We start from the raw sequence: 16,345 nt of genomic DNA, 5'->3' as shown, positions 1-16,345 counted from the left end.
AAATCTTAGGAGGCCTTATGGATTTTAGAAAAGTATTGTTCAATAAAAAAATAATTATAGGTATTTTGGTGCTTATTCCAGTACTTATGATTTTGTTAGTTATTTTATGTAGAGACGTAATTACCCCTTCAAATGAAGATATAATTAGTGAACTGAAAGACACAAAGTATTACAGTAGTAAAGTTGATTATCTGTTTAAGAATTCTAAGTCGGAATTCGAGGAAAATACAATGCAATACTATAGTTTTGATAAGGGGTCAAGAATAGAATTCGGAAATGACTATAACAGAGTTAAGGTTTATAACGGTTCGGAGATAAAAGTTGAGGGTGACGAAGATAAAGAGGGATATACACTTGATAAGGATATAGACGTAATTTATCCTTTGGCATTCATAGAAAATATACTATCTAATAAGCAAGCCGATGAAATAAAAGAGGTTAAAGCAGATTGGGGACCAGGAGTATATTTACAAATAGATATAGAATTTAACAGCAAGAATAAGCATTTAAATAAAGCTGAATTCTATGTAGATAAGGATAAGAAGGTTCCAGTATTATTAAAGATTTTAGATGATGATAATAAAGAGAGAGTAATAGTAAAGTATAGTGATTTTAAAAAAGAAAAAACATTAAGTGATGATTTATTTTGATTTGAATAAATTTATTAATTAGAAATCAAGCCAACATTAATATTAAAAAACGATATACTAAATCTAAATATAAATTAAAGTACATATTAGAAATTTTGTAGAGAAAACATTTAATAAGAATTATCTAGAGAATGGTAAAGAAGTAATACAAATCCTTTGACAAATTGACATAATTTGCAATATAATCATAGTTATAAGAACTTTTTACTGCTATGGAGGCGAAAAGATGTCAATAATTAATCTAAATAACATGAAAAATAAAAAAATAGTTAACTCAGGGAATAATAAAATTAAAAAAAATAGTGGAATTATGGAGAAATCGTTAATACAATATATTAACGAGGGATTTTCAGCTGATTTTGAAAAGCTAATGAAAAATGGTTATCAAGAAATGGCTGAAATAAACTTGGAATATTCTAAATTAGGTTTTGAATATATGTTAGATGATGTTAATGAGTATGAGGCATGGATTTGCGGAGTGTGATTATTTAGAATGGCAAACATTGTGGTAAAAAGAGGGGAAATTTTCTATGCGGATTTAAGTCCAGTTATAGGATCCGAACAGGGCGGGATAAGACCTGTTATTATAATACAAAATGATATTGGAAATAGATATAGTCCTACTGTTATTGTAGCTGCAATAACATCTCAAATAAATAAGGCTAAGCTTCCTATTCATGTTGAAATTTCATCAGAAGAGTATGGATTAAATAGAGATTCTGTTGTCTTATTAGAACAGATAAGAACATTAGATAAGAGAAGACTTAAAGAAAAAATTGGACATATGACTGAAGCAGACATGAAAAAGGTTGATAAAGCATTAGCGGTTAGTTTGAATTTAAGCTAAAGAGAAAATAAAATGGTTTTATATCTATTAATATTAGGAGTGGTATAGATAATTTTTTTATTTGTACTACTCTTTTTATGCGTGAGAATACTCTATATTATATGAATATACTTAAAAGTATATCACATTAACAAATGAGGTATACAAAATATATTTTGTATGCTAGAATAAATATGTTAAAATAAAACATAATATAAATGAGTAAATTAATAATAGGGGGTTGTATAATGAATAATGAATACAAACTTGAAGAAATCTCAAAGTTAATGAGAAAAGATATAGTTTCTATGCTTACAGAATCATCATCAGGTCATCCAGGAGGTTCTTTGTCAATAGCTGATATTATGTCTGTACTATTCTTTAAAGAAATGAACATAGATGTATCTAACGCAAAAGATCCAAATAGAGACAGATTTGTTTTATCAAAAGGTCATGCGGCACCAGCATTATATAGTGCTTTAGCTAGAAAGGGATATTTTGAAGTAGAAGAGTTAAAGAGCCTAAGAAAAACAGGCTCAAGATTACAAGGACATCCTAATATGAATGATTTACCAGGAATTGATATGTCTACAGGTTCGCTAGGACAAGGAATTTCTGCTGCTGTTGGAATGGCATTAGCAGGAAAACTTGATAAGAAGGATTATAGAGTATACGCTATTTTAGGAGACGGAGAGCTTGAAGAAGGCCAAGTTTGGGAAGCATCAATGTCTGCGGCTCACTACAAATTAGATAATTTAACTGCATTTATAGATAATAATGGACTACAAATAGATGGGAACATAGAAGATGTTATGAATCCTGGTCCTATAGATAAAAAATTTGAAGCTTTTGGATGGAACGTTTTGACTATAAATGGTCATGATTATGATGAAATTATAAATGCTATTGCAAAAGCAAAGGAAGTTAAAGGAAAACCAACTGCAATTATATGCAACACAGTAAAAGGTAAAGGCGTTTCATTTATGGAAAACCAAGCAGGATGGCATGGAACTGCTCCAAATAAAGAACAATGTGAGCAAGCATTAAAGGAAATTGGAGGGGAAAACTAATGGGAAATAAAGTAGCAACTAGAGAAGCTTATGGTAAAGCGTTAGTAAAACTTTCAAATTTAAATAAAGATGTTGTAGTACTAGATGCTGATTTATCGAAATCAACTAAAACAGCTGATTTTAAAGCTGTTTCACCAGAAAGATTTATAAATATGGGAATAGCAGAATCAAACATGATGGGAGTTGCAGCGGGGCTTTCAACTTGTGGGAAAATTCCGTTTGCTAGTACTTTCGCAATGTTTGCAGCAGGAAGAGCTTTTGAGCAAATAAGAAATTCTATATGTTATCCAAATTTGAATGTTAAAATTTGTGCAACCCATGCAGGATTAACAGTTGGAGAAGATGGAGCGACTCATCAATCTATCGAAGATATATCACTAATGAGAAGTATTCCAAATATGACTGTAATTAATCCGGCAGATGATATAGAAACTGAGTCAGCAATATTAGCTATAGCAGAATACAATGGACCTTGTTATGTTAGATTAGGAAGATTAGCTGTTAGTACTGTAAATAACATAGAGAATTATAAGTTTGAAATTGGAAAAGGTGTGACATTAGCCGAAGGTAACGATGTTACTATAGTTGCAACAGGACTAATGGTTGAATTAGCGTTAGAAGCTAAAAAAGAGTTGGCTAAAGATGGAATTGATGCTAGAATAATAAATATACATACAATAAAACCAATTGATAAAGAGCTATTAGCTAATGCAGCGAGAGAAACAGGAGCAATAGTTACAGCAGAAGAACATAGTATAATTGGTGGTTTAGGTTCAGCAGTCGCTGAAGTTTTAACAGAAGAATGTCCAGTACCAGTATTAAAAGTTGGGATAAAAGATACTTTTGGTGAAAGTGGTAAGCCAAACGAATTATTAAAAGCGTATGGATTAACAGTAGAAGCCATAGTAGAGCATAGTAAGAAAGCTATTTCATTAAAGAAATAATCAACCTAGAATAATAGAATATAACATACCGAAAATGCAAGATACAAAGCTTATGAAATAGCTGAGGATCTTGCATTTTCTATTTTTGAATAATCAAAAATAAACAAGGGAAACTATGAGAGAAATTCTAATATAAATAAAAATTAAAAGGGGAAGATGACAATGAAAAAATCAAAGTTTAGAGAATATTTAATAATAACATTTGGGATAATTCTAGTTGCGCTTTCTATTGAGTACTTTTACGCTCCAAATAATATTGCAGCAGGTGGAGTAACGGGAATAGCAATAATTATTAATGCAGTTATACCATCTTTTTCAATAGGTGTAGTGAGTTTTGTTTTAAATGGATTGTTATTTATAGTCGCACTTATATTTATTGATGGAAAATTTGGTGTGAAGACGATTTATGCTAGTTTAGGATTATCAGTTATAATATGGGCAATTGAGAGGTTCATTAAGCCAGTTGCAATCACAAATGACTTAATGATGGCAACTATTTTCGGAACATTAATTTCAGCATTCGGAATGGCTATTATATTTAATGAAAATGCATCAACAGGGGGCACTGATATATTAGCAAAAATGCTAAATATATTTTTTCATTTAGATATAGGAAAATCTTTATTAGTAGTAGATTTTGTAATAACCTTGGCAAGTGCGTTTGTATTTGGAGTGGATGTTGCGTTGTATTCTATGCTAAGTATAATACTACTTGGTTTAATAGTTGATAGAGTTATAGAAGGATTTAATGCTTGTAAAAGTATATTTATTATTAGTAAAAGTAATTATGAGATAAGTAGATATATAATAGATACATTAGATAGAGGATGTACATTTATAAATGGAGTTGGGGCATTTACAGAGAAAGAAACTAATATACTTTATGCCGTTTTAAGTAGGAATCAATTCATAAAATTGAAGAAGTTTATAAAAGATGTAGATCCTGATGCATTTATAACAGTTGGGGAAGTTCATGAAGTATTAGGTGAAGGATTTAATGATATAAAACAACATTAATTACCAACAAATGGCTCCAAATTTAATAAAATTGTATAACATTAGAAAGTATTCTTATGTTATAATTAATTTTGTAGGTTTTGCAATTAATTTGCGGAATATACAATAAAGAAGGAGTGTTTGAGTATGATCGAGTTTAGAGGAGTATCTAAAATTTACAATAATAATGTAAAAGCCTTGTCAGATATTAATGTTGAGATAGAAGCAGGAGAATTTGTATTTTTAGTAGGACCAAGTGGATCTGGGAAATCTACTTTTATAAAAATGCTTTTAAAGGAAATTGAACCAACCAACGGAAAAATATTAATAGGAGATAAAGATTTATCAACTATTACTAGGCAGCAAATACCTTATTACAGAAGAAAGATAGGAATGGTATTCCAAGATTTCAGATTGATACCAACTCTTAACGTATATGAAAATGTTGCATTTGCTATGAGAGTAGTAGAAGCATCTCAAAAAGATATAAGAAGAAGAGTTCCAATGGTATTGTCGTTAGTTGGATTATCTCATAAATATAAGATGTTTCCTAATGAATTATCAGGAGGAGAACAACAGAGAGTTTCTTTAGCAAGGGCACTAGTTAATAATCCATCTGTTTTGATTGCTGATGAACCTACTGGTAACTTAGATCCAGATACAGCGAGAGAAATAATGTCATTACTTGAGGATATAAACAAGTCTGGAACTACAGTTCTTATGGCTACACACGCAAAGGAAATTGTTGACTATATGAAAAAAAGAGTTATAGCTATTGAAAAGGGAGAAATCGTTAGAGACGAGAAAAGAGGTAAGTACGAAGATGAAAATTAATACTATTGCACATTTTATTAAGGATGCATTTACAAGCTTAAAGAGAAATAAGACTATTAGTATTGCTTCAGTAATTACTGTTCTTATAACTTTCTTTGTTTTGGGAATATTCGTATTAGTTGCTAATAATATAAACAAAGGAATAAATACTGTTCAGAATAAAGTAGAACTAAAAATATTTCTTAAGGATGATATAAAACTTATTGATCAAAGAGAAATAGAAATAAAATTACGAGAAATTGAAGGCGTTAAAGATGTAATTTACCAATCAAAAGAAGAAGAGTACAAGAATTTTCAAAGTACTACGAATGAAAATGAAGGATTACTAAAAGGATATACATTGCAAAATAATCCTTTTTCAGCATCATTTACAGTTAAATTGGAATCACCAGAATATGCATCAGCTGTAAGCGAAGGAATAAAAGATTTCGAAGGTGTTGAGACTATAGGTGATCAACAAGAATTAGTAGACAAGATTGTAGGAATAGTAAATGGTGTAAAAATAGTTGGTTTTGGATTGTTTATAATATTAGTAGGTGTTTCAATATTCTTAATAATGAATACTACAAAACTAACTGTATATTCAAGAAGAAGAGAAGTTGGAATTATGAAATTTGTAGGGGCTACTGATTGGTTCATTAGATGGCCATTTGTAATAGAGGGAATGGTAATAGGGTTTATTGGAGCAACATTAGCATGTGGAGCTTTATTTGCAGCATATAATGGACTAGTTAGGTGGATTGCTTCACAATTGGTATTTGTAAGCCTTGTACCAGCAACATTTATATTCTCAACTCTATTATGGCAATTTATGCTTGGTGGTATTGTAGTTGGTGGAATTGCTAGTATAATTTCATTAAGGAAATTTTTAGTGGTATAATTTTTGCAAATAAGTGTAAATATAATAAAAATAGGAATAAAGAAAAATAGTATTTTATACTATGAAATCTTGAGAAAAACTTTACAATATAATCCACTTTAATCTATAAAGATATATATTGGGATTATATGTATGATGCATATGAAAGGGAGTCTTTATAGGTGAAGGAATCAAGAAAATACATATTTGCAAATAGAAGGCAAAATAGAAAAATACTTTTAGTACCAACAGTAATCTTTATAATATTTCTTATATGTGTATCCTTTTTAGGAGGAAACTATATTGCTACTAAAGGGATATTTCTAGTAAGAACATCGCCAGAAGTTAAGAGTACAGCTTCGCAGATAAATGATAAGAGTAAATATTCAGCACTTTTTACAGTGAGAGATAAATTAATTGAAAAGTTTGATGGTGAAATTGATGATAATGCTCTTTTAGAAGGAGCGATTAAGGGAATGACTAATGCCTTAAATGATCAATATACCGTATTTATGAATCAAAGCGAATTTGATGATTTAATGAAACAAAGTAGTGGAAGTATGACAGGAATAGGTGTTACTGTAACGTTAAAAGATAAACAGGTAACAATTTTAGATACTGTTAAAGGAGCACCTGCTGATAGGGCTGGACTACAGGAAAATGATATAATAGAAAAGATAAATGATATCGATGTGTCTGGTGACGATTTAAAAAAAGCAACGTCTATGATTGCAGAGGCAAATAATTCAGAGTTAAAACTGACTATTAAGAGAGCAGATACTGATGAATTTGATGTTAATGTAACACCTGAAAAAGTAAAGATTGAATCAGTAAGCGGAAATATGCTAGACTCTTCAATAGGGTATATTCGTATAAAAACTTTCATGAATGAAAATACGGCAGAAGATTTCAAAAACACTATTGATGAATTGAAATCTCAGGGGATGAAAGGCTTGATAGTAGATTTGAGAGAAAATCCTGGTGGGCTATTAACAGAAGCAGTAGGTGTTGCATCACAGTTTATTCCGAAAGGAAAGATAATAACTTACACAATTGATAAATATGAAAACAGAAATGATTCATTATCAATTGGTGGAGATGCTGAAGGCATGCCATTGGTATTACTAGTTAATGAAAATAGCGCTAGTGCATCAGAAGTTGTTACAGGTGCTTTAAGAGATTATGGCGCAGCAACAATTGTTGGAAAAACTACTTTTGGGAAAGGTATAGTTCAGCAAACAGTTAAATTTGATGATAATATTGGTGGACTTAAAGTAACTATTTCTAAATATTATACTCCAAATGGAGAGAATATTCATAAAAAAGGGATAGCCCCAGATTTCGATGTTACAACACCTGTTGGTATTGATGAAAAGAGTTATGATAAAAATGCTGATGAGCAGCTAAAGACAGCGGTTGAAAAAATAGGAGAAAAGATTAAATAGGGAGGGATTAAATGGGTTTATTTATATATACGCTACGGAGCGTATCAGGTGCTATAGTAACCCCTCCATTAGTATTCTTATTAATACTCTTAATAATGGTACTACATTCAAAGAACAAAAAAGTAGTAACTATGCAAAAAATAATTTTAGGAGGTAGTGTAAATTCATCTATTGAACTTACACTATCTCAACTTGTTTTAGGAATTATAGGTGGAATTATAGGAAGCATAATACTTACAAGTTTAGGTGTAGTTTTTAGTGAAAATTCTGGAATATCGTATTTGTTTGTTATATCAATATTATTAATGCTTATAAGACCAAGGTTAATATGCTTTTCTTATTCGGGAGCAATTCTAGGTGGTATAGTAATTATAATTAAATTGATTAATATATTCATTCCTTATAGTTTAGGAGTTTTTGATCTAAATATATTTTATTTAGCAATTCTTATAGGAGTATTCCATGTTATTGAAGGGATATTAGTAATTGTCGATGGAGATAGAGGAGCTGTACCTGTATTTACAAATAGAGATAATAAAATTTTAGGTGGATATGCATTAAAAAGATATTGGGCATTGCCAATAGCAATAATTATTGCTATGAATGGGAATAATTCGATGTTGAGTTATATGACAGAATCTATATCTAATCCAGATTGGTGGCCATTAATTAAATTACCATATGGACTCGCCTTAATAGCTGGAAGTATTATTTCTATAGTTCCTTTTTATATGGTATTAGGTTATTCATCAATTACATTTACAAAAAGTAAAAGAGAAAAAGCTATATCTTCAGGAGTACACATACTAGCTTATGGAATTATTCTAATAGCTTCAGCTCAAATTTCTAGGTTTGGAATTATTGGTGAAATATTTGTTGTGATTTTCATGCCAACAGCGCACGAATTAATGCTTAAGCTTCAGGCAGATCGAGAGAAAAAGCAAGTGGCTAAATTTGTTAGTGATGAAGAAGGGCTGGTAGTTTTAGAAATGTCAGCGGATTCTAGGATGCGGGAATTTGGAGTTGATATTCAAAGTAAAATTTTATCAGTGAATGGTAAAAAAATTAATTCCGAAGCGGAAGTTTATTCTATTTTAAAGGAAAACTTATATAATGCAGTTTTAAAGATAAAGGATTCTCATGGAATGGTAAAAGATATTCAATTTAGGCATAATAAAAATACTAGGCTTGGAATTTTAGTAGTACCTAGAAATGTAAGCAAGGAAGATATTGTGCCAGTCGATGGAGGAAATTTTAAAAATGTTTTGAATTCATTAAAGGGTTCCGAAAAGGGTTCTGAAAATAAAGTTGAATATAAAATAGAAAAAGAGAATGATGGAAAACATGATAAGGATGTTAAGAATAAAGATAATAAAATGTAATTAGAAGGTGGCTTGGCCACTTTTTTCTTTAGCTAATAATAATATTTTTATTTGAGAGATATTTAAGATAAATTTTATCTTTTTTAATAAATAATTTTAATTACAACTGATTTAAATAAAGTAAACATCTAATAATTATAATATTTTAGATATATGGAAAGTATTAAAGGCATGAGCAAGCATTTAAAATAAATAAGATAATTTATTGACTTAATACTTAAGGAAAAGTAAAATAGACATATGATACGAATGTCTGTTCGGATTGGAGGTAATATAATGGGAGAATTTAAAATACAATCGAGATTTAAACCTACAGGGGATCAACCACAAGCAATCGATAAATTAGTCAATTCCATAAAAAGCAATAATAGAGGTCAAACTTTGCTTGGAGTAACAGGTTCAGGAAAAACATTTACTATGGCAAATGTTATAGAAAAATTACAAAGACCTACTATAATATTAGCTCATAATAAAACTTTAGCAGCGCAATTATGTTCGGAATTTAAGGAGTTCTTTCCTGATAATATAGTAGAATACTTTGTATCTTATTATGACTATTATCAACCAGAAGCATATGTGCCTCAAACAGATACATTTATAGAAAAAGATGCATCAATTAATGATGAAATAGATAAATTAAGGCATTCAGCTACTTCAGCTCTTTTTGAAAGAAGGGATGTAATAATTGTCGCATCTGTTTCCTGCATATACGGGCTAGGTAATCCAGATGAATATAAAAAGTTGACTATAAGTCTTAGAACTGGAATGGAAAAAGAGAGAGATGAGGTTATAAAGAAACTCATAGAAATTCAATATGAAAGAAATGATATTGATTTTTCAAGAGGAACTTTTAGAGTTAGAGGAGATTCTTTAGATATAATTCCTGCTTCGTATTCAAATAAAGGGATTAGAATTGAATTTTTTGGAGATGAAATTGATAGAATAAGAGAATTTGATGTATTAACAGGAAGTATACTAGGAGAAAGAAATCATGTAGCCATAACTCCAGCATCCCACTTTGCAACATCTAGAGAGACTGTTGATAAAGCAATTGGCATAATTGAAGGAGAATTAGAGGAGAGGCTTAGAGAACTTAATGCTCAGGATAAACTTTTAGAAGCTCAGAGATTAAGGCAAAGAACTAACTTTGATATTGAGATGATAAAAGAAATGGGATATTGTAGCGGAATTGAGAATTACTCTAGAATATTAGATGGTAGAGCTTCAGGAACACCACCTAAAACATTAATAGATTATTTTCCGGAAGATTTTCTTATGTTTATAGATGAGAGCCACGTAACATTACCTCAGGTTAGAGCAATGTATGCAGGAGATAGATCAAGAAAAAATACATTGGTAGACTATGGGTTTAGATTACCTTGCGCATATGATAATAGACCGCTAAAATTTGAGGAATTTGAAAAGAAAATCAATCAAGTAGTGTTTGTAAGTGCTACTCCATCGGCTTATGAAATAGATAATTCTGAAGAAATCGCTGAACAAATCATAAGGCCTACAGGATTGTTAGATCCAGAAATCATTATAAGACCTATTAAAGGACAAATTGATGATTTATATGGAGAGATTAATAAAACGATAGAGTGTGGATTTAGAATATTAATAACTACATTAACCAAGCGTATGGCAGAAGATTTAACTAAATATTTAATAGAACTTGGTGTTAAAACAACTTATATGCATTCAGATATTGATACGATAGAAAGAATGAAAATAATAAGAGATTTGAGGCTTGGTGAGTACGATGTACTTGTAGGAATAAATCTTTTAAGAGAAGGATTAGATATACCAGAGGTAGCCTTAGTTGCAATTTTAGACGCCGATAAAGAAGGCTTTTTAAGATCAGAAACATCATTAATACAAACAATAGGAAGAGCGGCTAGAAATTCGGAAAGCAAGGTTATAATGTATGCTGACAATATAACAAAGTCTATGGATAAAGCAATGAAGGAAACGGAAAGAAGAAGAGCTATACAAAAAGATTATAATGAAAGACATGGAATAGTACCAACAACAATAATTAAAGATGTAAGAGATATTATAGAAGCAACAAAGGTTGCAGAAGAAGTCGAAGAATATAAAGCTGCGGATAAGAAAAAACTTACTAAGAAAGAAAAAGATAAGTTAATTAAGGATCTTACAGAAGAAATGCTTTTAGCGGCAAAAAATCTTCAATTCGAAAGAGCAGCTGAGCTTAGAGATATTATTAATGAAATTAAAGATGGAAAGTAATGGGTAATAATCAATATATGATATATTGCATAAAACTATGAATTATGTATTGTCCATTAAGTAGGAGGTTAGTTTAATGAACGATAAGATAGTAATAAAAGGTGCGAAAGTTAATAATTTAAAGAATGTAAGTTTAGAAATACCGAGAGATAAATTAGTTGTACTTACAGGATTATCAGGCTCTGGTAAATCATCTTTGGCCTTTGATACATTATATGCTGAAGGGCAAAGAAGATATGTGGAATCTTTATCTTCTTATGCACGGCAATTTTTAGGACAAATGGATAAACCGAATGTAGAATATATAGAAGGATTATCACCGGCAATATCAATAGATCAAAAGACTACAAGTAAAAATCCAAGATCAACAGTTGGAACAATAACTGAAATATATGATTATTTGAGATTATTATATGCAAGAGTAGGAATTCCTCACTGTCCAAAGTGCGGTAAAGAAATTACTAAACAATCTGTTGATCAGATTGTTGATAAAATTATGGGTTATGGAGATAGATCTAAACTTCAAGTATTATCACCTGTAGTTAAAGGGAGAAAAGGAACTCATGAAAAAATATTAGAACATATAAAGAAGAGCGGCTTTGTTAGAGCAAGGATTGATGGGGAAATTTATGACTTAACTGAAGAGGAAGTAAAGTTAGATAAAAATAAAAAGCATAATATTGAAGCTGTTATTGATAGAATTGTTATAAAGGAAGGGATTGAAGGTAGACTTACAGAATCTGTAGAAGCGTCTTTAAAGATGGGCGAAGGATTAGTTATAATTAGCGTTATTGGAGGAGAAGAAACTTTATTTAGCGAAAATTTTGCTTGTCCAGATTGTGGAATAAGTATTGATGAGCTATCGCCTAGATTATTTTCATTTAATGCTCCATATGGAAAGTGCGATCATTGTGATGGGCTTGGAAGTCTTATGGAGATAGACGAAAAGCTTGTTATACCTAATAGAGAGCTAAGTGTTATGGAAGGAGCTATAGCAAGCTGGGGAAGTGGAAGACTAAAAGAAGATTCTTGGACATATGCAATACTTCAGGCTCTAACTAAAGAGTATGGATTAGATTTAAGCAAGCCTATAAAAGATTTGGATAAAGAACATGTTGATTTATTGTTGTATGGAACAGGTGGAAAAAAACTTAAAATTGAATATGTGAAAGATGGAGTTAAAGCTATTTATAGTTATGCATTTGAAGGGGAAATTAATGCATTAAGCAGAAGGTATAGAGAGAGTAATTCAGATCTTATAAAGGGCGAAATAGAGCAATACATGAGCAATGATTCATGCCCAAAATGTAAAGGCGCTAGATTGAAAAAAGAAGTGCTAGCAGTTACTGTTGGTGGAAAAAATATATATGAATTTACAAGTATGTCAATAAAAGAAGAACTTGAGTTTATAAATGGAGTGGAATTTTCAGAAAAAAATAAACTTATAAGTGAGCAGATTATAAAAGAGATTAAAAATAGATTGCAGTTTTTGTTAGATGTTGGTTTAGATTACTTAAGTTTATCAAGAAATTCTGGAACCTTATCAGGTGGGGAATCACAAAGAATAAGACTTGCAACACAAATTGGTTCAGCACTTATGGGAGTTCTATATATATTAGATGAACCAAGTATTGGATTGCATCAAAGGGATAATGACAGGCTAATACATACTTTAAAAAATCTAAGGGATGTTGGAAATACAGTAGTAGTTGTAGAACACGATGAAGATACTATGAAGGAAGCAGATTACATTGTTGATATTGGACCGGGTGCAGGAGAGCATGGAGGAGAAGTAGTTGTTGCTGGAACACTTGATGAAATTAAGGCATGTGAAAAATCAATAACAGGTCAATATTTAACTGGAAGAAAATCAATTCAAATTCCGGCAGTGAGAAGGAAAGGTAATGGACAAAAAATAAAAATTGTAGGCGCTAAGGAAAATAATTTAAAAAATATAAATGTTTCAATTCCTCTTGGTACTTTAACTATGGTTACAGGAGTTTCTGGTTCTGGAAAAAGTACTCTAGTAAATGAAATACTTTATAAAGGTTTAAATAGATTAGTAAATAAGAGTAAAAATCCAGTAGGAAACCATAAAGAAATAGTTGGTTATGAAAATATAGATAAAATAATAGATATAAACCAAAGTCCGATTGGAAGAACACCTCGTTCTAATCCAGCAACTTATACAGGTACATTTGATATAATTAGAGAATTATTTTCACAAACTACAGAAGCTAAAATGAGGGGATATAAGCAAGGGCGATTTAGTTTTAATGTAAAAGGTGGAAGATGTGAAGCTTGTTCTGGAGATGGAATAATAAAAATAGAAATGCAATTCCTATCAGATGTTTATGTTCCGTGTGAAGTGTGCAAAGGAAAGAGGTATAATAGAGAAACTTTAGAAGTAAAGTATAAAGGGAAGAATATAGATGATGTATTAAAAATGACAGTTGAAGAAGCATTAAAATTCTTTGAAAACATACCTAGAATTGAGAATAAGTTGAGGACATTAAATGATGTAGGACTTGGATATATTAGATTAGGTCAGCCTTCAACTCAATTATCAGGAGGAGAAGCTCAAAGAATTAAGTTAGCATATGAATTATCAAAGAGAAGTACAGGAAAAACTCTCTATATACTGGATGAGCCAACAACAGGATTACATGTAGATGATGTTAGTAGATTAATAGAAATACTTCAAAGTTTAGTTGAAACAGGAAATACTGTAGTTGTAATTGAGCATAATTTAGATATGATCAAATGTGCAGATCATTTAATTGATTTAGGTCCAGAGGGTGGAGATAAGGGAGGAACCATTATAAAATGTGGGACTCCAGAAGAATTATGTAAAGTTCAAGAATCTTATACAGGTAAATATTTAAAAGATGTGCTTAGATAAAACTTATGAATATTAAGGAATGAGTACTCATATTTAGAACTATATAATATTAAAACCTATAATTTGGTAGTTATAATGCCTAATTGGCAATATATATATAACATAAAATTAAAAATAATAAAGTTTTTATGAAGAAATTATATTGAAAATTGACAATTGGGGCATTATAGGACAGAATATGATAAGTAGATATTAAAATAATCTAGATGATATAATAATATATATTAATTAAGTGGCACTTTTGCATGTCATACTTACTTTTTTATTGTATAATCATTAATGAGGTAAATGTAAATTACAGCTTATAAGCTTCTGAAAGTTATTTTACATATACAATGGATACAGGAATGAATATTGAGGTGAAAATATGAGTTTTTCGAGAATAATTGCTGGTTTTTTTGGAATTGTTTTTATTATTATACTGTATGTAATAATATACTATGCGCTAAAGATAATGTATAGGGATGTTAAAAACGGAGGGAAGAAAAGAAGGCCTACTGCAGCAAAAGGAAGTTATGGCTTAGAAATTATAAATTCTGGAAGTAGCAAAGATTTAAAAGATGGATCTATTATTCCTATTAGATCGGATTTGACAATAGGAAGAAAAGATGATAATTCTATTGTATTATGTGATCAACATGTTTCTGGAAGTCATGCAAGAATTATCATAAGGAATAGTGCATTATTTATAGAAGATTTAAATAGTACAAATGGTACCTACTTAAACAAGAATAAGATAAGTGGCAAAGCAAAATTGTCTAATAAAGATGAGATAAGAATTGGTACAGCAATTTTTAAGATTTTAATTTAAGATATTTTAATAAAGAGAATATTAAAAGCATTTTTTATTAAAAAAATTAGGCTCAGCGGGAAAGTATTGTAAAGCTATATTTTCCGCTGGGCTTTACAAAAGTATTTTAGAAATCTAAATATCAAAGGAATAGCACGGTGGGGTGATATGGATTGAAGATAAAAAGAGATGAAATAAAGCTATTACTGTTAACTTATTTGTTATGTATAGCGCTTTTTACAAATTTAGCAATATTGAAAGATGACATGGATAAAGGCGCTATATATATGGGGTTGATAGTATGTGGCTTAATAACTGCTACCCAAATATTAATACGTAAGTTTTATCCCCATGGGGATAAGTTTTTGATTACATTTGCATGTATATTGTCAGTAATAGGTATAGCTGTACTATATAGATTGGATACTGACATTGCTATTAAACAGTTAATGTATTTTGCAGCTGGAATAGTAATATTTATTGCTCTAGTAGTGATAATTCCAGATATAAGAGATTTTGTTAAGTACAAGAAGGTATATCTGATAGCAACTTTGATTATAATGCCTTTAGCATTGTTCGCGCATCAAGAGGTTTATGGTGCAACTAACTGGATTAGAATTGGTGGATTTAGCATTCAACCATCGGAATTTGGTAAGATAACATTTGCTATATACTTAGCGGCAGCTTTACATGATTATGAAGACAAAAATAATATAATAGAAGATTTTAAACAGCTTTGGCAACCTGCACTGGTTGTTTTATACTCATTAGGATGCTTGGTTGGGCAAAAGGATTTGGGATCTGCATTAATATTTTTTGGTATTTCATTAACAATGTTGTATGTTGCAACTGGAAAGAAAAAGTATGTAGTAATAACGTTTATATTATTTGCGTTGGGATCTATCTTAGCATATAAGTTGTTTCCGCACGTACAGCAAAGAGTATTAATATGGAGGGATCCGTGGAAGTATAAAGATACCACGGGATATCAGATAGTTCAAGGATTATATTCGATTTCTTCTGGAGGAATGTTTGGAAGTGGACTTGGTCAAGGCTACCCAGGATTTATGCCAGTAAATACCTCAGACTTAATTTTTGCAGTAATTTGTGAGGAATTGGGAATGGTATTTGGGCTTGGAATCATGATAATATATTTCTTGTTTTTCTATAGGGGAATGAGAGCTTCGTTTAGAATCAAAGATAGATTTTCACAACTTAATGCCATAGGCCTTAGTGCTATGATAGCATGTCAGGTTCTAGTTATAATAGGAGGAGTGTTTGCGGTAATACCTTTGACAGGGATTACATTGCCTCTTATCAGTGCTGGAGGTTCCTCAATAATAACTATGTTTTTTGCACTAGCAATACTTCAAAAGATATCGGAGGAGGGCTAAAAA

14 protein-coding genes are annotated in these 16,345 nt (G+C 30.5%); all 14 read left to right on the top strand.

The window, feature by feature from the left end; translation table 11 throughout:
- Nucleotides 1-17 precede the first annotated feature (17 nt).
- Entirely contained in the window at nt 18-650 is a 633-nt protein-coding gene (locus ACJDTP_RS02935) for a germination lipoprotein GerS-related protein (RefSeq protein ID WP_012061024.1), read from the top strand.
- A gap of 226 nt (nt 651-876) precedes the next feature.
- Entirely contained in the window at nt 877-1,134 is a 258-nt protein-coding gene (locus tag ACJDTP_RS02930; RefSeq protein WP_012061023.1) for a hypothetical protein, read from the top strand.
- A gap of 9 nt (nt 1,135-1,143) precedes the next feature.
- On the top strand, nt 1,144-1,497 hold the full coding sequence (locus ACJDTP_RS02925) for a type II toxin-antitoxin system PemK/MazF family toxin (RefSeq protein ID WP_009172938.1): 354 nt from the start codon (nt 1,144-1,146) through the stop codon (nt 1,495-1,497).
- Between the two features lie 227 nt (nt 1,498-1,724).
- The gene (locus ACJDTP_RS02920) at nt 1,725-2,546 is read left to right on the top strand and encodes a transketolase (protein ID WP_012061022.1); all 822 of its coding nucleotides are present in this window, start codon (nt 1,725-1,727) and stop codon (nt 2,544-2,546) included.
- The gene (locus tag ACJDTP_RS02915; RefSeq protein ID WP_406760457.1) at nt 2,546-3,490 is read left to right on the top strand and encodes a transketolase family protein; all 945 of its coding nucleotides are present in this window, start codon (nt 2,546-2,548) and stop codon (nt 3,488-3,490) included. Before ACJDTP_RS02920 ends, ACJDTP_RS02915 begins: the two co-directional genes overlap by 1 nt.
- Nucleotides 3,491-3,652: 162 nt before the next feature.
- Nucleotides 3,653-4,507: a YitT family protein gene (locus ACJDTP_RS02910; protein WP_077842500.1), complete on the top strand. Its 855-nt coding sequence runs from the start codon at nt 3,653-3,655 to the stop codon at nt 4,505-4,507.
- Between the two features lie 126 nt (nt 4,508-4,633).
- Nucleotides 4,634-5,320 (top strand): cell division ATP-binding protein FtsE, encoded by a 687-nt coding sequence (gene ftsE / locus ACJDTP_RS02905; protein WP_077837806.1) that lies wholly within the window; start codon nt 4,634-4,636, stop codon nt 5,318-5,320.
- Complete coding sequence (gene ftsX, locus ACJDTP_RS02900) at nt 5,310-6,200, top strand: permease-like cell division protein FtsX (protein WP_171772964.1); 891 nt, start codon at nt 5,310-5,312, stop codon at nt 6,198-6,200. Before ftsE ends, ftsX begins: the two co-directional genes overlap by 11 nt.
- 161 nt (nt 6,201-6,361) lie before the next feature.
- On the top strand, nt 6,362-7,624 hold the full coding sequence (locus ACJDTP_RS02895) for a S41 family peptidase (RefSeq protein WP_171772963.1): 1,263 nt from the start codon (nt 6,362-6,364) through the stop codon (nt 7,622-7,624).
- Between the two features lie 11 nt (nt 7,625-7,635).
- Nucleotides 7,636-9,006, top strand: coding sequence for a signal protein PDZ (locus ACJDTP_RS02890; protein ID WP_171772962.1), 1,371 nt, complete (start codon nt 7,636-7,638; stop codon nt 9,004-9,006).
- 276 nt (nt 9,007-9,282) lie between these two features.
- Nucleotides 9,283-11,256, top strand: coding sequence for an excinuclease ABC subunit UvrB (gene uvrB / locus ACJDTP_RS02885; RefSeq protein WP_077837802.1), 1,974 nt, complete (start codon nt 9,283-9,285; stop codon nt 11,254-11,256).
- 76 nt (nt 11,257-11,332) lie between these two features.
- Nucleotides 11,333-14,158: an excinuclease ABC subunit UvrA gene (gene uvrA, locus ACJDTP_RS02880; protein WP_173709286.1), complete on the top strand. Its 2,826-nt coding sequence runs from the start codon at nt 11,333-11,335 to the stop codon at nt 14,156-14,158.
- Nucleotides 14,159-14,525: 367 nt separating this feature from the next.
- On the top strand, nt 14,526-14,969 hold the full coding sequence (locus ACJDTP_RS02875) for an FHA domain-containing protein (RefSeq protein WP_077842494.1): 444 nt from the start codon (nt 14,526-14,528) through the stop codon (nt 14,967-14,969).
- A gap of 152 nt (nt 14,970-15,121) precedes the next feature.
- Nucleotides 15,122-16,342 (top strand): FtsW/RodA/SpoVE family cell cycle protein, encoded by a 1,221-nt coding sequence (locus ACJDTP_RS02870; protein WP_077842493.1) that lies wholly within the window; start codon nt 15,122-15,124, stop codon nt 16,340-16,342.
- Nucleotides 16,343-16,345 lie beyond the last annotated feature (3 nt).

This window comes from Candidatus Clostridium helianthi (assembly GCF_045310795.1).
GTDB lineage: Bacteria > Bacillota > Clostridia > Clostridiales > Clostridiaceae > Clostridium > Clostridium helianthi.
Note: the sequence above shows the minus strand (reverse complement) of the source record. Positions and strands in the feature narration are given on the sequence as shown.

Bases quoted from the DNA above. Each gene is read 5' to 3' on its own strand.
- ACJDTP_RS02935 (WP_012061024.1), top strand. From the start codon at position 18: ATGGATTTTAGAAAAGTATTGTTCAATAAAAAAATAATTATAGGTATT.
- ACJDTP_RS02930 (WP_012061023.1), top strand. From the start codon at position 877: ATGTCAATAATTAATCTAAATAACATGAAAAATAAAAAAATAGTTAAC.
- ACJDTP_RS02925 (WP_009172938.1), top strand. From the start codon at position 1,144: ATGGCAAACATTGTGGTAAAAAGAGGGGAAATTTTCTATGCGGATTTA.
- ACJDTP_RS02920 (WP_012061022.1), top strand. From the start codon at position 1,725: ATGAATAATGAATACAAACTTGAAGAAATCTCAAAGTTAATGAGAAAA.
- ACJDTP_RS02915 (WP_406760457.1), top strand. From the start codon at position 2,546: ATGGGAAATAAAGTAGCAACTAGAGAAGCTTATGGTAAAGCGTTAGTA.
- ACJDTP_RS02910 (WP_077842500.1), top strand. From the start codon at position 3,653: ATGAAAAAATCAAAGTTTAGAGAATATTTAATAATAACATTTGGGATA.
- ftsE (WP_077837806.1), top strand. From the start codon at position 4,634: ATGATCGAGTTTAGAGGAGTATCTAAAATTTACAATAATAATGTAAAA.
- ftsX (WP_171772964.1), top strand. From the start codon at position 5,310: ATGAAAATTAATACTATTGCACATTTTATTAAGGATGCATTTACAAGC.
- ACJDTP_RS02890 (WP_171772962.1), top strand. From the start codon at position 7,636: ATGGGTTTATTTATATATACGCTACGGAGCGTATCAGGTGCTATAGTA.
- uvrB (WP_077837802.1), top strand. From the start codon at position 9,283: ATGGGAGAATTTAAAATACAATCGAGATTTAAACCTACAGGGGATCAA.
- uvrA (WP_173709286.1), top strand. From the start codon at position 11,333: ATGAACGATAAGATAGTAATAAAAGGTGCGAAAGTTAATAATTTAAAG.
- ACJDTP_RS02875 (WP_077842494.1), top strand. From the start codon at position 14,526: ATGAGTTTTTCGAGAATAATTGCTGGTTTTTTTGGAATTGTTTTTATT.